Consider the following 18449-nt stretch of genomic DNA (forward strand, 5'->3'; position numbering starts at 1 on the left):
ATCCGGTTAGAGGGCCTCCGGTCCGCGTTCTCCCGTTCTGACCCTGATCACGGTCTCCACGGGCACGGACCAGACCTTGCCGTCGCCGATCTTGCCCGTCTGCGCCGCCTTGACGATGACGTCGATGACGTCCTCGGCGTCCTCCTCCTCGGTGAGCACCTCGACGCGCACCTTGGGCACCAGGTCGACCTGGTACTCGGCGCCGCGGTAGACCTCGGTGTGGCCGCGCTGCCGGCCGTAACCGCTGGTCTCGCTGACGGTCATGCCCTTGACCCCGAACTGCTCGAGAGCGGCCTTGACGTCGTCGAGCTTGAAGGGCTTGATCACCGCTGTGATGAGCCTCATGCGTCTACCTTCTTCGCCACTGATGGGACTGGGCCGTTCACCTTGGCGGCGACGCCGGAGGCGTGAACGGAGCCGAGGTCGTAGCCGGTCTCGGCGTGGGTGGTGATGTCGATGCCGGTGACCTCGTCCTCTTCAGTGACCCTGAAGCCCATCGTCTTGTCAATGATCTTGCCGATGATCCAGGCGAGAATGAAGGAGTAGAGGCCCACGACGACCGGGCCCAGGATCTGGCGGCCGAGCTGGGTGAACCCTCCGCCGTAGAACAGACCCTTGGCCTGCGGGTCCAGGAAGGGGTAGGCGGCGAGGAAGCCCAGGGAGATGGCGCCGAGCGCGCCGCCGACCAGGTGGACGCCGACCACGTCGAGCGAGTCGTCGTAGCCGAGCTTGTACTTCAGGCCCACGGCGTAGGCGCAGACCGCGCCGGCGATGGCGCCGATGACGATCGCCGCCCAGGGGTCGACGAAACCACAGGCCGGGGTGATGGCGACCAGACCGGCGACGGCGCCGGAGGCCACGCCCAGCGTGGTGGAGTGCCCGTCACGGAGCTTCTCGACCAGGATCCAGGCGCCGGCGGCGACCGCCGTCGCGACCTGGGTGTTCATGAAGGCCAGGCCCGCGGTGCCGTCGACGGCCAGCTCGGAGCCGGCGTTGAAGCCGAACCAGCCGAACCACAGCAGGCCGACGCCCAGCAGCACCAGGGTCAGGTTGTGCGGACGCATCGGGTCCTTGCGCCAGCCGCTGCGCTTGCCGATCACCAGGGCGAGCGCGAGACCCGCCGCACCGGCGTTGACGTGGACCACCGTGCCGCCGGCGAAGTCCTCGATGCCGAGCTGGGTCAGCCAGCCGCCGCCCCAGACCCAGTGGGCCACCGGGAAGTACACGATCGTCGCCCACACGATGGAGAAGACGACCCAGGCGCCGAACTTGGCCCGGTCGGCGATCGCACCGCTGATCAGCGCGACGGTGATGATGGCGAAGGTGAGCTGGAAGGCGGAGAACACCAGGCTCGGCATGCCGGTGCCGTCGTCCTTGGTGGCGGTGTCGACCAGGCTCTGCAGCCCGACCTCCTTGAGCCCGCCGACGAACTTGTTGAGGAAGTCGTTGCCGTTCGTGCCGAACGCCAGCGAGTGACCGTAGATGACCCAGGCGATGGTTACCGTGATGATGCTGACGAACGACATCATCATCATGTTCAGGACGCTCTTGGCCCTGGTCATGCCCCCGTAGAAGAACGCGAGGCCCGGAGTCATCAGCAGCACCAACGCGGTGGCCGCGAGCATCCAGGCTGTGGTGCCGCTATCGATCTTCATTCGATGCGACCCTCCCTTACAAATGGCGTGTGGCCGTTTTCTCCCGCAGTGGGCGCTCCAGGGCTTCATTGACCGGCTGCACACTGACGTTGGGCGAAAGCGTGTTCTTCTGCCGTTTCAGGTCTGGACCTGGCGTGTTTCACGTACGTGAAACTCACGACATCGATGTTTCGGCCACGTTTCGGAGGGTCGCCTTAACGACATCGGCGCGTCCCAAAAGGACGCGCCGATGTCGGGTGTTCCAGGGAGCGGCTAGGCGGCCGCCTGGGCCATCTTGCGCAGGCGGGCCAGCGCGTCGCGCTCGATGCGCCGCGCGCGGTCGCGGCCGATGCCGTACCGCTCGCCGACCTCGGTGAGGGTGTGCTCACGTCCGTCGACCAGGCCGTAACGCCAGCGCAACATCTCGCGGGTGCGGCCTTCCAGGCCCTGCAGCCAGTCGTCCAGGCGCTCGCGCTCGAGGGTGTCCATCGCCTGCTGCTCGGGGTCGGCCCAGGTGTCGTCGGCGATCATGTCGCCGAGCTCCGTCTCGTCCTCGTCGCCCACGCCGAGCTGCAGCGACACCGGGTCGGAGGCCCAGCGGCGCAGCTCGCGCACCCGCTCGATCGGCAGGTCGAGGACCTCGGCGAGGTCGGCGTCGGTCGGCTCGGCGTCCAGCTCGGCCATCATGTCGCGGCGCACGCGCATCAGGCGGGTCATCTGCTCACCGGCGTGGGTGGGCAGGCGTACCGGCCGGGCCTGCTCGTGGATGGCGCGGCCGACCGACTGGCGGATCCACCAGGTGGCGTAGGTCGAGAACTTGTAGCCCCGGCGGTAGTCGAACTTCTCCACGGCCCTGACCAGGCCCAGGTTCCCCTCCTGGACCAGGTCGATCAGCGGCATCCCCCTGCCGGAGTACTTGCGCGCGACGGCCACCACGAGCCGGAGGTTGGCCTGGATGAACTCGTCCTTGGCCCGCTGCCCCGAGACCGCGAGCCGTTCGAGCTCCTCGTCGAGGGCGCCGGCGATCTTCGGCTCCGGCTCCCCGCTGTCGAGCAGTTGCTCGGCGAACAGCCCCGCCTCGATGCGCTTGGCCAGCTCGACCTCCTGGTCCGCGCTGAGCAGTGGCACCCGCCCGATCTCGGCCAGGTAGGTGCCGAGCAGGTCCCTCTCAGCGGCCTGCTGGTCCTGCGTCCGATTCCCCGTCGGCCTTGCCATCCTGATGGCACCTCGTCTCGCCGCGCCCGCCCTGGTGTGCGGGTGAGCCCGTCGTGCCGGCCGTCCAGTGACCGGTGCGACGCGCTTCCCCCTCTTTGCCGGATCAACGTTCAGTCCAAGGCAAAGATTCCCTAAAGAGATACGACCGGAGAATGGTTTCCGGGCTCCTCCTCAAGGATGACTTCGCACCTGAGAGACACACGGATGCCCGGATAACCGACCGTCAAACAGCGACAAATGGGATCATTCGCGTAGCGCGGAGATGGCGTCGGCCAGCATCGTCCCGACGTCGCCGAGAACGTGGCCGCCCTCGACGACCACCCTCCGGCCGCCGGAGACGACCGAGTGGACGTCGCAGGCCGAAGCGCCGAAGACGACGGTCTCGGCGGGGCAGCCGCTGCCCGCGCCCGCGGTGCGCACCGAGTCCAGCCGCACCGACACCAGGTCGGCCCAGGCGCCGGGGGTGATGAAGCCCGCGTCGGGGTGGCCGAGCGAGGCCTGCCCGACCATCGTGGCCGATCTGAGCAGGTCGGCGGCCGTCCAGTGGCCCCGCTCGCCCGTCGTCAGGCGCTCCCCGAGCTCGACGGCCCGGGCCTCCTCCAGCAGGTCGATCATGGCGTTGCTGTCGCTGCCGAGGGTGACCGGCGATCCGGCGTCGTGCAGCCGGCGGGCCGGGCCGATGCCGTCGGCCAGGTCGCGCTCGGTGGTGGGGCACACGCACACGTGGGTGGAGGACCCGCCGAGCAGGGCCACGTCCACGTCCGACAGGTGGGTGGCGTGAACGGCCGTCGTGCGAGGGCCGAGGACGCCGTGCTCGTACAGCACCTGGACCGGCGTGGCGCAGTAGGTCTCGACGCAGTGACGGTTCTCGGTGCGCCGCTCGGAGACCTGGACGTGCACGGGAGCGGCCCTGCGGTGGCCGAACTCGGCGACCACGTGCATCCGCTCGGGCGGGCAGGCGCGCACCGAGTGCACGGCCCCGCCGACCACCACGTCGCCGCTGCCCGCGTACTCGTCGGCCAGAGCGTCCACCCGTTCGGCCCAGCGGTCGACGTCGCGGTCGCCGAAGCGCAGCTGCGGGCCGCTCGGCGTCGCGCCCATGCCGCCGGTCAGGTAGCAGGCGTCCAGGAGGGTGATGCGCAGGCCGGCCTCCCTCGCGGCCCGGATCAGGGCGTGGCCCATCGCGTTGGGATCGGCGTACGGCCGCCCGCCCACGCCATGGTGCAGGTAGTGGAACTCGCCGACGCAGGTGATGCCGGCCAGCGCCATCTCGGCGAAGGTCGCCCTGGCCAGGTCGAGGTAGGTGTCGGGGTCGAGCCGCGCCGCCACCTCGTGCATGCGCTCGCGCCAGGCCTGGAAGCTCTCGGTGCCGCCCTGGGCCTGGCCGCGCAGGGCGCGGTGGAAGGCGTGGGAGTGGGCGTTGGCCAGGCCGGGCACCGTCAGGCCGGTCAGGCGCACGACTCCCCGGGGCGCGGGGACGCCGCGCGAGACCTCGGAGATGCGGCTGCCCTCCACCTCGACCAGGACCCCGGCGACCACCTCGCCGGGATGCAACCAGGCCAGCTCGCACCAGTAGCTAAGGTCGGACACTCCCCCCATCTGTCCAGGAAAAAGTCAACGTATGTCCCGATATATGAATCAATTCATTTGCGTCATATGAAATGTCGGGAAGGGAGGATGACGCTCAGGCGACCGGTCCCGCGGAGGGGCGTATGTCGATCTCGGTGATATGCGCGTCCCCGCCCGCCGTCACGGCCGCGACGACGGCCCGCGCCACCGACTCGGGCACCAGATAGCGCTCGGGCTCGAACGCGCCGCCCTCCTGCTCGCGCACGTCCCGCTGCATGTCGGTGTTCACCCGCCCCGGGTACACCGAGGTGACGCGCACGCCGTGCGGCTCCTCCTCCTGCCGCAGCGCGTCGGCGAGGGCGCGCAGCGCGAACTTGCTGGCGGCGTAGGCGGCCCAGCCGGGGTTGGCCCGCCGGCCGGCCCCGGAGTTGATCAGCACCACGTGCCCGCGGGCGGCCCGCAGCGCCGGCAGCAGCAGGCGCGTCAGCTCGGCGACGGCGATCACGTTGACCTCCATCGTCTCGCGCCACGCCCGCACCGGCACCTCGGCGACCGTGCCGAGCCGCGCCACGCCCGCACTGTGCACGAGCAGATCGAGGTGCTGGACGTCCGCCGCCGCCTCGGCCACGGCGCGCTCGTCGGTCAGCTCCACCGACCAGGGCCGCGCGCCCAGCTCGTCGCAGACGGCGCGCAGCGCGGTGCCGTCGCGCCCGCCGAGGATCAGGTCGTGCGTGGGGGCCAGAGCCCGGGCGATGGCCGCGCCCACGCCGCGGGAGCCGCCGGTGATCAGTGCGATGGGTCGTGCCGTCATGCGCCTCACCTTAGGCGCAGGAGCGCTCAGGGCTGGAGGAAGACCCCGGTCTGGCCGCTCATGCGCTCGTCCTCCTCCAGCCGGGCCCGGGTGCGCAGCGGCGCCGCCTCGGCCATCGCCGCCAGCAGCAGCATCGCCACCGTCAGCGGCGCCGCGTGGGAACCGCAGACCGGCTCCTCCCCCACCGGCGCGTGCAGTACCACGTCCGCCGGGAACGGCACCTCGGCGCGGTCGGTGATCACCGCCGTGCGCAGGCCCAGCTTGGCGGCGTACTCCAGCGCCTGCACGACCTCCAGCGGATAGCGGGGCAGGACGACGGCCAGCAGCCACTCCGAGCCCGCCCGGCGGGCGGCGTGCAGCCCGTCGGTCAGCTCGGAGCCGCCGTGGACGAGCGGCCGCACGTCGGGGTGGATGCGCCGGGCGTAATAGGCGAAGGTCATGACCGGTCCGGAGGACACCCGAAGCCCGACCACCGGCAGCGGCTCGCACACCGCGAGCGCCGCGCCGAGCCCCCGGATGCGCCCGGACAGGCCGTCGGCGGGCCGGCCGGGCGACGGGACCCCGCCGGCCAGGCGGTCGCGGACGGCCGCGAGGTTGCGGATCTCGCGGTCGATCATCTCCAGCAGAGAGCGCCCCACGGCGGCCCCGTCGCCCGCGGCACGCGGCGGCACGGCGTCGGCGGGACCGTCGCCGTTCAGCACGAGCGGACGGAGCGCGTGGCGGAACTCCGGGTACCCGGCGAAGCCCAGGGCCATCGCGAACCGGGTCACCGACGGCTGGCTCACCCCTGCGCGCTCGGCCAGCTCGACGCTCGACAGGAAGATCGCGTCAGGGAGGTTCTCGCTCAAGTAGTGCGCGATGCGCTGCTGCACGGGTGAAAGACGCCTGTCCCCGATCAGTTGCCCGAGCCCGTCCGCCACCGTCACCTCCAGCCACCGGGGCGCGCCCCCGCGATCGACAACGCACGAGAGCGCCGTCCTCATCCCCGCCGATCAGGATCGGCCCGCCCGGGAACCCCGTTACGCCCGACCGTCCCTGCCCCCGCGCGGCCGGGCCGCCGCCGGAACCGTTTTCACGATTCCGCGTTTTCCGGGTCCACGGCCAATCCGAAGTCGCCGCGGCCCCGTATCTCGTCGTGAGGACCCGGCCGGACCTCTTCCACACAGCCGACACCCGGTCGCGACGCGACCGGTGGCCGAAAGGATTTCGACGACATGGAGCTCCGGATCAACCGGCGAGCCCTGCTGGCTCTGGGCGTCGCCGGGGTGGTGGCCGCTTCCTCGCTCACCCTGCTGCGCCCCGAGGCCGGCGGCGCCTCCTCCCACCGCGAGGCGCCGCTCATCGCCGGCGACCCGCGCAACGACAACACCGACGTGTACGCCTTCGTCAGCCCCGACAGGCCCGACACCGTCACGCTCATCGCCAACTGGATCCCGTTCGAGGAGCCGGCCGGCGGGCCGAACTTCTACACCTTCGACACCAGGTCGCGCTACAACATCAAGATCGACAACAACGGCAACGGGCTGCCGGACGTCACCTACCAGTGGACCTTCCGCGACGAGGACCGCCGCGGCGCCTCGACCTTCCTGTACAACAACGGCCCGGTCACCTCGATCGGCGACGAGAACCTGCTGTTCCGCCAGCGCTACACGCTCAAGAAGTTCACGGCCCGCGACGGGTGGACGACGGTGGTCAAGGACGGCGTGGTCGCGCCGAGCAACACCGGCGCCGCGTCGATGCCCGACTACGGCAGGCTGCGCGCCCAGTCGCTGCGCCGGCTGCCCGGCGGCGGCCAGAGCTTCGCCGGGCAGGCCGACGAGGCGTTCTTCGTGGACCTGCGGGTCTTCGACCTGCTGTACGGCGGCGACCTGTCGGAGGTCGGCCAGGACACCACCAAGGGCTACAACGTCCACAGCATCGCCATCCAGGTGCCCAAGGACGAGGTGGCGCTGAGGGGCGACGCCCGGCGCAACCCGGTCATCGGCGTGTGGTCCACCACCGAGAAGTGGAGCCCGGGCGGGTACCGGCAGGTGTCACGGCTCGGCAACCCGCTGGTCAACGAGGTCGTGGTGCCCGCCGCCCTGAAGGACACCTTCAACGCGATCAGCCCGGACAAGGACGCCGGCATCGCGGCGGTCGTCAAGCGGGTCACCCACCCCGAGCTGCCCAAGCTCGTCGAGGGCATCTACAAGATCCCCGCGCCCAAGACGCCCCGCGCCGACCTGGTAGAGATCTTCCTGACCGGCATCGCCAAGGCCAACGGCCCCATCAAGGCCGACCTCAACTCGCAGATCCTGAACAGGGACGCCGACCCCAGGGCGTTCCGGCCCTCGGAGATGCTGCGGCTGAACATGGCGGTGCCGCCGGCGCGCGACCCCAACCGGCTCGGCGTCCTCGCGGGCGACCTGCAGGGCTTCCCGAACGGGCGCCGTCTGGGCGACGACGTCGTGGACATCTCGCTCCAGGCCGTCGAAGGCGCCGCGCTGACCGGCAAGCTGGTCGACGCCCTGGCCGCGGGCGACAAGGTCGACGCCAACGACAAGCCGTCCCAGCCGCACTTCCCCTACATCCCGCTGCCCGGCTCCGCCGCCGTCAACCAGCGCTGACCCACGCCCCCCCGGCGCCGCCGAGCGGCGCCGGGCCGGCGGGAACGCCGCGGCTTCGCCGAACCCCCAGGGAGACTCACCATGTCCGATCTCGATCGCCGTCGCCGAGGCGGATACCGCGGCCTGCGCGCGGCGGCGCTCACCGGCGCGGGCGCCCTCGCGGTGGCCCTGGCGGTCACGGCGGCGGCCACCCTGCTGCCACCGGGGCCGGCCGCGCCCGCCGCCCCGTCCACCCAGACCCTGTCCGCCCAGTCCCTGTCCACTCAGTCCCTGTCCGGCCAGGCGACCTCCGCCGGGGTCGCGCTCTCCCCCGCCGGAGCCGCCGCGGCCGTGAAGACCCTGACGGAGCGGCTGAGGAGGCTGCCCGAGGACCACCAGGCGTGGGCGTCGCTCGGGGTCGCCTACGTGGAGCAGGCCCGGGTCACCGCCGACCCCTCGTCCTATGTCAGGGCCGAACGGGCGCTGGCCCGCGCGGCCGCCCTGGCGCCGGGCGACCCGGCCGTCCTCACCGGCCGGGCCGCGCTCGCCGCCGGGCGCCACGACTTCGCCGACGCGGCCCGCCTGGCACTGCGGGCGATCGCGGCCGACCCCTACGGCGCCGCCGCCTACGGCGTGCTGACCGACGCCCGCACCCAGCTCGGCGACTACGCGGGCGCCACCGCCGCCGTGCGGCGCATGATGGACCTGCGGCCCGGCGTCGCCTCCTTCACCCGCGCCTCCTACGACGCCGAGCTGCGCGGGGACCTCCGCGAGGCCCGGCGGATGCTGTCGGCGGCCCTGGACGACGCGCTCGCCCCCGAGGACGTCGCCTACTGCCGCTACTACCTGGGTGAACTGGCGCTGCGCGCGGGCGACCTGGCGCGGGCCGGGCGGATGTACCAGGAGGCGCTCCGCGCCCTGCCCGGCTTCGTCCCCGCCCTGGCGGGCCGGGCCCGCGCCGAGGCGCTCGGCGGACGGCTCGGCGACGCGGCCGCCGGGTACGCCGCCGTGGTCGAGCGCCTCCCCCTGGCCCAGTACATCGTCGAGTACGGCGAGGTCCTGCGGAAGCTCGGCAGGGACCCCGCCCCCCAGTGGGAGCTGTTGAGGGCCCAGAAGCGGCTGATGGCCGCGGGCGGGGTCCGTGACGACCTCACCTGGGCCGAGTTCGAGGCCGACCACGGGTCCGCGACCGAGGCCGTGCGGCACGCGAAGGCCGAGTACGGCAGGAACCCCAACATGGCCGCCGCCGACGCCCTGGCCTGGGCGCTGCACAAGGCGGGCCGGTCCCGCGAGGCCCTTCCGTACGCCAGGAAGGCGACCGCCCGAGGGTGGCGCAACGCCCTGGCCCGCTACCACCGCGCCACGATCGAGCACGCGCTCGGACGCGGCTCCGCCGTCCGCCCGCCCGCCGCGTCCGCCGGACCGCGCTTCTCCCCCGACCTCCCCGCCCTCGCGAGGCCCTCATGATCGCCCTGGTCCTGGCCGCCGTCGTGGCGGCCCACCCGCTCGGCAACTTCACGGTCAACCACTACGACGGGCTGCGGGTCACCCCGCAACGGGTCGGGAACACGGCCATCGTCGACTACGCCGAACTGCCGACGCTGCAGAGCGCGGCGCGGGTCGACGCCGACGGCTCCGGCGCGGCCTCCCCCGCCGAGCGGGCCGCGTACGCCGCCGCGGCGTGCGCGGAGCTGTCCCGCGCCCAGCGTCTGACGGTGGACGGCAGGACGCTGCCCTGGCAGGTCGGCGCCGCCTCCTACGCCTACGCCCCGGGGCAGGGCGGTCTGCGGACCAGCCGCCTCACCTGTGCTCTGTCGGCTCCGGCCGCCGTCTCCGCCGCGTCCTCGATCGTGTTCACCGACGCGTTCCTCGGCGACCGCATCGGCTGGCGCGAGATCACCGCGGTCCCCGAGGGAGTGCGGTTCGACCGGCCGGCCGTGCCCGCGACGAGCGTGAGCGGCCAGTTGCGCTCCTACCCTGCCGACCTGCTCACCGACCCCCTGGACCAGCGCTCGGCCACCCTGCGCACCACCTCCGCGAACCCGGGCCAGGCGGCGCCCGCTCACGGATCGGGGACGCCGGCTTCCGGCCAGGCGGCGTCGGCTCCCGGGTCGGGGGCGCCGGCTCCCGCCTCCGGCTCCGCGCCGGGCGACGGGGCCGGGGGCCTGCCGCTCGCCTCCCTGGCGGGGCCGTCCCTTCCCGGGCCGATCGGGGACTGGCTGGCCGGCCTGGACCGCACGTTCACCGGCCTCATCGGCGCCTCGTCCCTCACCGTGCCGCTCGGCCTGCTGGCCGTGCTGCTCGCGGTGGCGCTCGGCGCCGGGCACGCGCTGATCCCCGGGCACGGCAAGACCGTCATGGCCGCCTACTTGGCCGGACGCCGGGGCCGCCCGCGTGACGCCCTGGTCGTCGGCGCCACGGTCACCGCCACGCACACCGCGGGCGTGCTCGTCGTGGGCCTGCTGATCAGCGCGCTCTCCGCCGTGGCCGGGGAGTCGGTCCTGTCCTGGCTCGGGATCGCCAGCGGCCTGCTCATCTCCGCCGTGGGCCTGCGCCTGCTGTGGTCCGCCGCCCGCGCCCACCGCGGCTCCCCCGAGAACGGCCACGGACACGCGCACGGCCACGGACACGCCCACAGCCACAGCCACGGACACGGGCACGGACACGGGCACGGGCACGGACACGGGCACGGGCACGGACACGCGCACGGGCACGGACACGGACACGCGCACGGGCACGGGCACGCGCGTGGGGGCGGCGGGCGGGCCGGGTTGATCGGGCTGGGGGTGGCGGGCGGCCTGGTGCCGAGCCCGTCGGCGCTGATCGTGCTGCTCGGCGCCGCCGCCCTCGGCCGTACGTGGTTCGGCGTCGCCCTGGTCGCCGCCTACGGCCTGGGCATGGCGGCCACCCTGACGGCGACCGGCCTGCTGCTGGTGAGGCTGGCGAGCCGGCTGGACGCGCTCGCCGCGAAACGCGAGGGCCTGGCGGGCCGCCTCGCCGGACTCACGCCCATCGGCACCGCCGCGACGGTCGTCCTGCTCGGCGCCGGCCTCGCCGTCCGGGGTCTGACCGGCGCCGTCTGACTCCGGCCCGGCGCGAACAGCACCCCGCGCCGGGCCGGGCGCGCGCTGGTCAGGTGGTGAGGGTGGCGGCCAGGACGCCCAGGTGGGTGAGGGTCTCGTCGATCGTGGACGTGAGGGGCTGGACGCAGACGTGGTCGGCTCCGGCGTCGTGGTGGGCGCGGACCCTCTCGCCGATGGCGTCGGCGTCGCCCCAGGCCACGATCGCGTCCACCAGGGCGTCGCTGCCGCCGTCCGCGAAGTCGGCGTCGCCCCAGCCCATCTCGCGCAGGTTGTTGAGGTAGTTCGGCAGCGTCAGGTACAGGGCCATGTACTCGCGCGCCGTGGCGCGGGCCCGGTCGGCGTCGGTGTCCAGGACGACGGCCTGCTCGGGGACGAGCAGGGGCTCGGGGCCGAGGATCTCTCTGGCCTTGGCCGTGTGGTCGGGGCCGACGAAGTAGGTGTGCGCGCCCTGGGTGCGTTCGGCCGCGAGCCTCAGCATGCCCGAGCGCAGCGCGGCCAGGACGCGGGCGGGCCGTTCGGGCAGCGGAGCCTGGTAGGGGGCCTGGTCCATCGCGTCGAGGTAGGCGCGCATGGTCGAGACGGGCTTGCCGTAGTCGTGGCCGCGCACGGCGACCAGCGGCACGTGGCTCACGCCGAGGCCGAGGATGAACCGCCCCGACCACGCCTCGGCCAGGGCGTTGGCGCCCGAGTCCGCCGAGGCCGCGTCCCGGGCGTAGAGGTTGGCGATGCCGGTGGCGACGATGAGGCGGTCGGTGGCCGAGAGCAGGATGCCGGAGTTCACCAGGGAGTCCTTGGCGCCGTAGACCTCGGAGATCCACAGGGACCGGTATCCGAGGTCCTCGATCGCGCCGGCGGCCCTGCGGGTGCTCTCCGCGTCCAGGCGGCCGAGGGTGCCGAGCCACACGCCGCTCCTGCCGAGCCGCCGCCTGAGCTCCGCCGGGTCCGGAACCGCCGAGGTGTCCTTGTGCATGCTCGCCTCTCCACGTCCATCCGTTGGTCCGCCTGCCCGCCGGCCCGCTCGATCGTGATCCGTCGACACGTGATCGGGTGGGTCCGCCGGCGCCGCGGGCCCGCCCATGGTGGTGCGGGCCCCGTCACGCTGGAAGCCTCCCCACCGGCGACGCCCGCCACGCACGGTCATGATTCCACTACACATCAGGAGAGACGGGCGGGCCGGCCGATGGCGCGTCCACTCCTCCCCGCTGCGAGGCGTACAGGACGCCGGCGGCCGCAGAGGCAAGCGGCCGCGAGCCATAGGATCACGGCATGAGGCGGGCACTGATCTGGCTGCACGGCGGGGCGTGGATGCAGCGCGACGCCGGGGAGCGTTCGCGCGGCATCCTGGCCGCCCACGGGCTCGACGTCCACCCGGCGACCTACCGGCTGAGCCACGAGGCCACCTGGCCGGCGCAGCTCGACGACGTGCGCGAGGCGGCGCGCAAGGTCCGCGCCGATCATCCCGGCGTGCCGCTGCTGGTCGCCGGCACCTCGGCGGGCGCCCATCTGGCCCTGCACCTCGCGCTGCGGGGCGTGGACGCGCCCGACGACGTGGCCGGGGTGATCGCCTGGGCTCCTCCGCTGGACCCGCTGGCGGCCGACTGGCCGGAGTGCCGCGACGCCGGCAGCCCGTGGGCGCGGCTGCTCGGCCACGTCCCGGCTCCCGGCGACCAGGCCACCGCGGATGTGACGCCGGCCAACCACGTGGGCAACGGGGTGCCCGTCCTGCTGCTGCACGGCCGGGAGGACGACGTCGTCCCGGCGACGCAGACCTTGGACCTCAGCAACGCCCTGCTGGCCTCGGGCCACCCCGTGACGACCTACCTCACGGCGGGAGGCCACGACGACGACCTCGGCCGCGAGGACGTCCGGCAGGTCGTCGCCTCGTTCCTCTCGCGACTGCCCGGCTGAGCCCCTGAGCGGCGCCCGTCACGGGGGGCGAGCGCCACGGGCACGAAACCGGCCGCCACGCCCGCCGCGGACGCGGCTCGGCGCGCGGCGGCCGGCGGCCGCTCCGGAGCGTCAGTGGCGGACGCCGTACTCGCGGCGGATCTCCCGGGCGACCTCCTCCAGCCGGTCGCGGGTCTGGAGCAGCCGGGCCTCGGCCTCTTCGGTGCGGGCCTCGGCGGCCATGGCGCGGTTGCCGGTCTGCGCGCCGATCTGCCGCTTCGCGCGGGCCTTGAGCTGGCGCATCTTCCACTTGTCCATGAATTTCATCGCGCTTGCCTCCTCACCCGATCAACGTTCGTCCCCGCTCACTCCCCCGTAATCGGCCGGCTATGCGTGGTCGCGGACGGCGCAGAGGGCCACCGTGCTCAGGAGGCGGCCGGGCGGGCCCGGGTCAGGAGAAGATCGTCCGCCGGACGGCGGGGAAGCGGCGGGCGGTGCGCAGGAAGGTCTTGAAGGCCAGCCTGGTCACGGTGCCGCCGCCGACGAACTGCCGGGCCGCGCGCAGCGAGTCGCGGACGGCGGCGAAGCCGTACTCCCGCATCTGCTCCTCGTAGCCGGCGATCGCCTCGACCGGGTCCTGCCCGCTGGTGAGGGCCCGGCAGAGCAGGCCGGCGTCACGCAGGGCGATGTTGGCCCCGACTCCGCGCATCGGCGTCATGCTGTGGATGGCGTCGCCGAGCAGGGTGACCGTGGTCGCCGGCCAGGGGCCGACGGGCACCGAGGTGCGAATCGGCAGCAGCGAGACGGTGTCGGGGTGGGACATGGTGACCAGCCGGCGCAGGTCGGGGTGCCAGCCCGTCATCATGCCGGCGACGGTGTCGCGCAGTTCCTCGCCGGACAGGGCGGACGGCTCTCGCGGGTAGCGCCGTTGCTGCGCGGCGAACGCCCACAGGACGTAGCTGCCGGTGTTGTCGTACAGGGCGCCCTCCCTGTCGGTGCCGCCGATGACGCCGCGCGGCGGGGCGGGGGCCTCGCCGAGGTCGTGCGGGGCGCAGAACAGGCCGGCGCCCTTGGGCGGGATGACGTTACTGGCCCGCTCGACCAGGCCCGGGTCGATCAGGTCGCGGGTGCGCGCGGTGAGCGGGAACTTGCCGGCCACCCCGAGGATGCCGGTGTCGACGCGCTGGGCGTGCGGCAGGTATTGCTTCCTGACCCGCGAGTTGCCGCCGTCCGCGCCGACCACGATGTCGGCGACGTCGCTGGTGCCGTCCCCGAAGAACAGCCGGACGCGCCCGTCGTCCTCCCGCTCGTAGCGCTCGAAGGTCTTGCCGAAGCGCACCACCTCTTCCATCCCGGACAGCAGGATTTGCCTGAGCGTGATGCGGCTGACCGAGTGGTGGTCATCGACGGGGTCGTCGACCTCGGGTACCTGCATCAGCAGCAGTTCTTCGAGCTGTTCGGTGAGGAAGGCCAGTCCCTGGCCGCGCGCGCCGGTGGTGGCGACGAAGCTCTCCCAGAGCCGTGGCGGCAGGCAGTCGTGCAGGGCCCGCGCGCCGTTGGGGTCGATGTGGACGCGGTACCCCTGCAGCCGGTCGCCGGGGGTGCGGTCGCGTTCGTAGACGGTCACCCGGGCGCCCGCCTTGTGCAGTCCTTGTGCCAGGCAGAGGCCGCCGACGCCGCCTCCGATCACCGCTATGCGTGGGTTCATGCCTCCAACTATCAAACGTATGGATAATTCTGTCAACCGGATGGATGGAAACCTCATCCTTGAGGATGAGAGTGCTAGCGTGATCCCATGAGACGTGCCCCCGCCGAACGGCGGCGCGACCCCGAGCGCACCAAAGAGCGCATCGTGCGGGCAGCCATCGAGGAGTTCGGCGCCAAAGGGTTCGCCGGCGCCCGGGTGAGCGAGATCGCGGCCAGAGCCGGGGTGAACAAGCAGCTCATCTCGTACTACTTCGGCGGCAAGGAAGGCCTGTACCGCGAGCTCACCGACCGCTGGCAGAGCGCCGAGAGCGGCTTCGCCGACCCCGCCGCCCCGCTCCCCGACCTGGCCGCGGCCTACGTCCGGGCCAACGCCGCCAACCGCGACTTCGGCCGCATGATGGTGTGGGAGGGCCTCACCGAGGGCGGCGCCGTCACGCCCGAGCTCGGCGAGGACCTGCTGCGCGATCTCGCGGACATGCGGCGGCGCCAGGCGGACGGCGAGTTCCCCGCCGACATCGACCCGGCGTGCCTGATGCTGGCTCTGTTCGCCCTGTCGAGCGCGGGCGTGGCCTTCCCGCATCTGGTGCGGGTGCTGTGCGAGGCCGACCCGGCCTCACCGGAGTTCACCGACCACTACGCCGACCAGGTCAGACGTCTGGTGGCCCACCTGCGCCCGTGATCGGAGCGGGAGGGGCCGTCACGGGTGCCGGCGGGGCCGCGCGGCCGTCTCGCCTCTCTTCGCCGCCTCGCCTCTCTTCACCGCCTCGGCGGCCTTGCCGCTCCAGACCGAGGGCAGGTCGTGCCGGCCGGACACGAACTCCTGCACGGCGATCTTCGCCCTGATCACCGGACGGCGCCAGCGGATCTCCCGGTGGACCGCCGTGGCCATCTTGGACGCCCGCGGCCGCCGCGAGCCGGGGGCGAAGAACCAGCGCGCCCATGGGGACCCAGGACGCGCGAGCCGCACCGCGCCGACGATCAGCAGGACGGGGACGAACAGCCCCGCCAGGCCGGTCCAGATCTTGCCCTTGAGCAGCGTGACCACGGCGAGCGCGAGGTTGAGCAGCAGCAACAGGCCGGCCGACCACCGGCCGGCCGGCGAGGGCTCGGGCTCCTCCCAGCCGAAGGGGCGCAGGCCCAGCAGCAGGAGCAGCGTCACCGCGACGGCCACGAACACCGCGTCGACCGACGTGCGCCCCTCCTCCGACCAGTAGACGTCGCGCAGGTGCAGGATCAGCGCGAACTCGTCCAGCACCAGCGCCGCGCCGACCCCGAACACCGCCGCGGTGCAGGCGTACCAGCCGGAGGACAGCCCCGCCGTGACCAGCCCGGCGACCCCGCCGAACATCATGAGGACCACGCCGAACACGACGTGGTGGACGTGGACGTCCCCGACGTTGACGTCGCGGAACCAGCCGACCTTGGCCCGGATGAGCCGCACGTTGACGCGCGTGAAGACGAACGTGACGATCAGCGCCGACAGGAAGCAGAAGAGCGGCAGCCGTCCGGTGTCGATGATCCGTTCGTGAAACCAGACTCCCACAGGCATCCCCCAGTACCGATGCTACGTACGGTCCCGGGGTCGTTGATCCACCGGGCCGTGCCGTCCGCTCCGCCGGTCCCGCTCTCGGCCGGCCCTCTGTTCGACGATCGGGAGGGCGGCGCGGTGCCCGGGAGCGGTTCCGCTTGCGACGGACCGCCGCGGCGTTCACAGCCGATCGGCCGCCGGGGCGTTCAGGCGAGGAAGGCGCGCAGGAGGGAGGCTGTGCCCTCCAGGTGCTCGACGACGGCCCGCCGCGCGGCCTCGGCGTCCCCGGCGAGGATGGCGGCGACCATCGCGGCGTGCTGCGCGGCGGCGTGGTCGATGTTGGGGCCGAGCACCGGGATGGCGTTCAGCAGGTCGGTGACCCGCAGCCGCGCGTCGGCGGCGGCCGAGGCCAGCAGCGCCGACCCGGTGAGCTCGGCGATGGACAGGTGGAAGGCGGTGTCCAGCCGCCGGTAGTCTGCCGGAGCGGCGTCGTTGACGCCGGCCAGCCTGCGCCCCAGCGTTTCGCGCTGCTCGCCGGTGAGCTCGGTGGCCGCCAGCACCTGGGCGGCGCCGCACTCGATGGCCATGCGGAAGGTCAGCGCGTCGTCCAGCTCGTCCGCGCCCATCTGCTTGACGGCCCTGCGCAGGTCGCCCTGGCGCGGGCGCGGGGGCTGGTAGACGACGAACGCTCCCCCGTACCGGCCGCGGCGCACGTCGAGGTAGCCGGCCTCCTGCAGGGCGCGGATGGCCTCGCGCAGGGTGACCCGGCTGATGCCGAGCCGGGCGGCCAGCTCGCGTTCGGGGGGAAGCTTGTCGCCGGGCGCGACGACGCCGAGCTTGATGGCCTGCAGCAGCCGCTCGACGGTCTCCTCGAAGGCGTTGCCGGCGCGGACGGGCCGCAGGAGCGCGACGAGCTGGTGCCCGTCCATCACGCCCTCCCCTGAAACGGTCCCAATGGTTCGAGATTAGTCCATTCCGCTGCCGGGGCGGGGCGGACCGTTGACGGGGGGCCGCCGCTGGTGCTTGCATGCCTCCAATGGTCTGTTTCTAGACTTTTGCCGGAAGGGGACACGGTGCTCACCGTCGACCAACTGCGTGAAGAGGTGTCCGCCGGGCGGGTCGACACCGTGCTCCTTGCCATCGCCGACATGCAGGGACGCCTCCAGGGCAAGCGGCTGTCCGCGCGCTACTTCCTCGAGGAGGTGCTGCACCACGCCGCCGAGGGATGCAACTACCTCCTCGCCGTGGACATCGACATGAACACCGTCGACGGTTACAGCATGTCGTCCTGGGAGCGGGGGTACGGCGACTTCGTGATGCGCCCGGATGTGTCCACCCTGCGCCGGGTGCCCTGGCAGGAGGGCACGGCCATGCTGATGGCCGACCTGGTCTGGGAGGACGGCTCGGACGTGACGGCCTCGCCCCGGCAGATCCTGCGCGGGCAGACGGCCCGGCTGGCCGAGCGCGGCTGGGCGGCCTACGTGGGCACCGAGCTGGAGTTCGTCGTCTACAACGACGGCTACGAGACCGCGTGGTCCAAGGCGTACCGCGACCTGACCCCGGCCAACCAGTACAACGTCGACTACTCCCTGCTCGGCGGCGCGCGCGTCGAGCCCCTGCTGCGCCGGGTCCGGCTCGGCATGGAGGGCGCGGGCATGTACGTCGAGTCGGCCAAGGGCGAGTGCAACCTCGGTCAGCACGAGATCGCCTTCCGGTACGCCGAGGCGCTGACCACCTGCGACAACCACGCGATCTACAAGAACGGCGCCAAGGAGATCGCCGCCCAGGAGGGCATGTCGGTCACCTTCATGGCCAAGCCGAACCAGCGCGAGGGCAACTCCTGCCACATCCACATCTCGCTGCGCGGCGAGGACGGCGAGCTGGTCATGGCCGGGGACGGGCCGCACGGGCTGTCCCGGCTCGGCGAGCACTTCATCGCCGGGCAGCTCGCCGCGATGCGCGAGCTGACGCTGCTGTACGCGCCGAACATCAACTCCTACAAGCGGTACGTCCCCGGAAGCTTCGCCCCGACGGCGGTCAAGTGGGGCGTGGACAACCGCACCTGCTCCCTGCGCCTGGTCGGGCACGGCCCCTCGCTGCGCGTGGAGAACCGCGTGCCCGGCGGCGACGTCAACCCCTACCTGGCGGTCTCCGGCCTCATCGCGGCCGGGCTGTACGGCATCGAGCACGAGCTGCCGCTGGAGGATGCCTGCACCGGCAACGCCTACACGGCGGGCGCCGAGACCGTGCCGTCGACGCTCCGCGACGCCCTGGCGCTGTGGGAGGGGTCGAAGATCGCCAAGGACGCGCTCGGCGAGCAGGTCGTCGAGCACTACGCCAACAACGCCCGGGTCGAGCTGGCCGCCTTCGACGCGGCGGTGACCGACTGGGAGCTGTTCCGCGGCTTCGAGCGGATGTGACATGACCACC

The 18449-nt window shown here is 72.8% G+C and carries 17 protein-coding genes; 6 read left to right on the forward strand and 11 right to left on the reverse strand.

Going from position 1 to position 18449, the window contains the following annotated elements; genetic code table 11:
• Window positions 1-6: 6 nt before the first annotated feature.
• From ACWEN6_RS15620 to ACWEN6_RS15645, 6 genes are all read right to left on the reverse strand, one after another.
• The gene (locus ACWEN6_RS15620; protein WP_354842131.1) at window positions 7-345 is read right to left on the reverse strand and encodes a P-II family nitrogen regulator; all 339 of its coding nucleotides are present in this window, start codon (window positions 343-345) and stop codon (window positions 7-9) included.
• The gene (locus tag ACWEN6_RS15625) at window positions 342-1655 is read right to left on the reverse strand and encodes an ammonium transporter (RefSeq protein ID WP_354842128.1); all 1314 of its coding nucleotides are present in this window, start codon (window positions 1653-1655) and stop codon (window positions 342-344) included. The genes ACWEN6_RS15620 and ACWEN6_RS15625 overlap by 4 nt, the downstream gene beginning before the upstream one ends.
• A gap of 252 nt (window positions 1656-1907) precedes the next feature.
• Window positions 1908-2849 (reverse strand): sigma-70 family RNA polymerase sigma factor, encoded by a 942-nt coding sequence (locus tag ACWEN6_RS15630; protein ID WP_452570810.1) that lies wholly within the window; start codon window positions 2847-2849, stop codon window positions 1908-1910.
• Window positions 2850-3092: 243 nt separating this feature from the next.
• Complete coding sequence (locus ACWEN6_RS15635; protein WP_452570811.1) at window positions 3093-4448, reverse strand: formimidoylglutamate deiminase; 1356 nt, start codon at window positions 4446-4448, stop codon at window positions 3093-3095.
• Window positions 4449-4533: 85 nt separating this feature from the next.
• The gene (locus tag ACWEN6_RS15640) at window positions 4534-5229 is read right to left on the reverse strand and encodes an SDR family oxidoreductase (protein WP_452570812.1); all 696 of its coding nucleotides are present in this window, start codon (window positions 5227-5229) and stop codon (window positions 4534-4536) included.
• A gap of 26 nt (window positions 5230-5255) precedes the next feature.
• A complete protein-coding gene (locus ACWEN6_RS15645) occupies window positions 5256-6101 on the reverse strand; it encodes a MurR/RpiR family transcriptional regulator (protein WP_452570813.1) in 846 nt (281 codons plus the stop codon).
• A 342-nt stretch (window positions 6102-6443) separates the two neighbouring features.
• On the opposite strand from ACWEN6_RS15645, the gene ACWEN6_RS15650 reads away from it, so the two are divergent.
• From ACWEN6_RS15650 to ACWEN6_RS15660, 3 genes are all read left to right on the forward strand, one after another.
• Window positions 6444-7835, forward strand: coding sequence for a DUF4331 domain-containing protein (locus tag ACWEN6_RS15650; RefSeq protein ID WP_452570814.1), 1392 nt, complete (start codon window positions 6444-6446; stop codon window positions 7833-7835).
• A gap of 81 nt (window positions 7836-7916) precedes the next feature.
• On the forward strand, window positions 7917-9281 hold the full coding sequence (locus tag ACWEN6_RS15655) for a hypothetical protein (RefSeq protein WP_452570815.1): 1365 nt from the start codon (window positions 7917-7919) through the stop codon (window positions 9279-9281).
• Window positions 9278-10897 carry a High-affinity nickel-transporter gene (locus tag ACWEN6_RS15660; RefSeq protein WP_452570816.1) on the forward strand — a complete coding sequence of 540 codons (1620 nt, stop codon included), beginning with the start codon at window positions 9278-9280 and terminating at the stop codon, window positions 10895-10897. Before ACWEN6_RS15655 ends, ACWEN6_RS15660 begins: the two co-directional genes overlap by 4 nt.
• A 49-nt stretch (window positions 10898-10946) precedes the next feature.
• On the opposite strand, the gene ACWEN6_RS15665 is transcribed toward ACWEN6_RS15660, so the two are convergent.
• The gene (locus ACWEN6_RS15665; RefSeq protein ID WP_452570817.1) at window positions 10947-11867 is read right to left on the reverse strand and encodes a TIGR03620 family F420-dependent LLM class oxidoreductase; all 921 of its coding nucleotides are present in this window, start codon (window positions 11865-11867) and stop codon (window positions 10947-10949) included.
• A 296-nt stretch (window positions 11868-12163) separates the two neighbouring features.
• Here ACWEN6_RS15665 and ACWEN6_RS15670 point away from each other — a divergent pair, with 296 nt between their 5' ends.
• A complete protein-coding gene (locus ACWEN6_RS15670; RefSeq protein WP_452570818.1) occupies window positions 12164-12805 on the forward strand; it encodes an alpha/beta hydrolase fold domain-containing protein in 642 nt (213 codons plus the stop codon).
• 111 nt (window positions 12806-12916) lie between these two features.
• On the opposite strand, the gene ACWEN6_RS15675 is transcribed toward ACWEN6_RS15670, so the two are convergent.
• Both ACWEN6_RS15675 and ACWEN6_RS15680 read right to left on the reverse strand, forming a co-directional pair.
• Window positions 12917-13111: a hypothetical protein gene (locus tag ACWEN6_RS15675; protein WP_354842100.1), complete on the reverse strand. Its 195-nt coding sequence runs from the start codon at window positions 13109-13111 to the stop codon at window positions 12917-12919.
• Between the two features lie 124 nt (window positions 13112-13235).
• Window positions 13236-14492 carry an FAD-dependent oxidoreductase gene (locus ACWEN6_RS15680; protein WP_452570819.1) on the reverse strand — a complete coding sequence of 419 codons (1257 nt, stop codon included), beginning with the start codon at window positions 14490-14492 and terminating at the stop codon, window positions 13236-13238.
• A gap of 87 nt (window positions 14493-14579) precedes the next feature.
• Between ACWEN6_RS15680 and ACWEN6_RS15685 the strand changes: the two genes are divergently transcribed.
• Entirely contained in the window at window positions 14580-15170 is a 591-nt protein-coding gene (locus ACWEN6_RS15685) for a TetR family transcriptional regulator (RefSeq protein ID WP_452570820.1), read from the forward strand.
• 18 nt (window positions 15171-15188) lie between these two features.
• On the opposite strand, the gene ACWEN6_RS15690 is transcribed toward ACWEN6_RS15685, so the two are convergent.
• Window positions 15189-16040 carry a hypothetical protein gene (locus ACWEN6_RS15690; protein WP_452570821.1) on the reverse strand — a complete coding sequence of 284 codons (852 nt, stop codon included), beginning with the start codon at window positions 16038-16040 and terminating at the stop codon, window positions 15189-15191.
• A gap of 185 nt (window positions 16041-16225) precedes the next feature.
• Window positions 16226-16948, reverse strand: coding sequence for a FadR/GntR family transcriptional regulator (locus ACWEN6_RS15695; RefSeq protein ID WP_452570822.1), 723 nt, complete (start codon window positions 16946-16948; stop codon window positions 16226-16228).
• A gap of 144 nt (window positions 16949-17092) precedes the next feature.
• Here ACWEN6_RS15695 and ACWEN6_RS15700 point away from each other — a divergent pair, with 144 nt between their 5' ends.
• A complete protein-coding gene (locus ACWEN6_RS15700) occupies window positions 17093-18439 on the forward strand; it encodes a glutamine synthetase family protein (protein WP_452570823.1) in 1347 nt (448 codons plus the stop codon).
• Window positions 18440-18449 lie beyond the last annotated feature (10 nt).

It is taken from the genome of Sphaerisporangium sp. NPDC004334 (assembly GCF_053602655.1).

Excerpts from the sequence above, each read along its gene's own strand:
- ACWEN6_RS15620 (WP_354842131.1), bottom strand. The coding sequence starts at position 345 with ATGAGGCTCATCACAGCGGTGATCAAGCCCTTCAAGCTCGACGACGTC.
- ACWEN6_RS15625 (WP_354842128.1), bottom strand. The coding sequence starts at position 1,655 with ATGAAGATCGATAGCGGCACCACAGCCTGGATGCTCGCGGCCACCGCG.
- ACWEN6_RS15630 (WP_452570810.1), bottom strand. The coding sequence starts at position 2,849 with ATGGCAAGGCCGACGGGGAATCGGACGCAGGACCAGCAGGCCGCTGAG.
- ACWEN6_RS15635 (WP_452570811.1), bottom strand. The coding sequence starts at position 4,448 with ATGGGGGGAGTGTCCGACCTTAGCTACTGGTGCGAGCTGGCCTGGTTG.
- ACWEN6_RS15640 (WP_452570812.1), bottom strand. The coding sequence starts at position 5,229 with ATGACGGCACGACCCATCGCACTGATCACCGGCGGCTCCCGCGGCGTG.
- ACWEN6_RS15650 (WP_452570814.1), top strand. The coding sequence starts at position 6,444 with ATGGAGCTCCGGATCAACCGGCGAGCCCTGCTGGCTCTGGGCGTCGCC.
- ACWEN6_RS15655 (WP_452570815.1), top strand. The coding sequence starts at position 7,917 with ATGTCCGATCTCGATCGCCGTCGCCGAGGCGGATACCGCGGCCTGCGC.
- ACWEN6_RS15660 (WP_452570816.1), top strand. The coding sequence starts at position 9,278 with ATGATCGCCCTGGTCCTGGCCGCCGTCGTGGCGGCCCACCCGCTCGGC.
- ACWEN6_RS15665 (WP_452570817.1), bottom strand. The coding sequence starts at position 11,867 with ATGCACAAGGACACCTCGGCGGTTCCGGACCCGGCGGAGCTCAGGCGG.
- ACWEN6_RS15670 (WP_452570818.1), top strand. The coding sequence starts at position 12,164 with ATGAGGCGGGCACTGATCTGGCTGCACGGCGGGGCGTGGATGCAGCGC.
- ACWEN6_RS15675 (WP_354842100.1), bottom strand. The coding sequence starts at position 13,111 with ATGAAATTCATGGACAAGTGGAAGATGCGCCAGCTCAAGGCCCGCGCG.
- ACWEN6_RS15680 (WP_452570819.1), bottom strand. The coding sequence starts at position 14,492 with ATGAACCCACGCATAGCGGTGATCGGAGGCGGCGTCGGCGGCCTCTGC.
- ACWEN6_RS15685 (WP_452570820.1), top strand. The coding sequence starts at position 14,580 with ATGAGACGTGCCCCCGCCGAACGGCGGCGCGACCCCGAGCGCACCAAA.
- ACWEN6_RS15690 (WP_452570821.1), bottom strand. The coding sequence starts at position 16,040 with ATGCCTGTGGGAGTCTGGTTTCACGAACGGATCATCGACACCGGACGG.
- ACWEN6_RS15695 (WP_452570822.1), bottom strand. The coding sequence starts at position 16,948 with ATGGACGGGCACCAGCTCGTCGCGCTCCTGCGGCCCGTCCGCGCCGGC.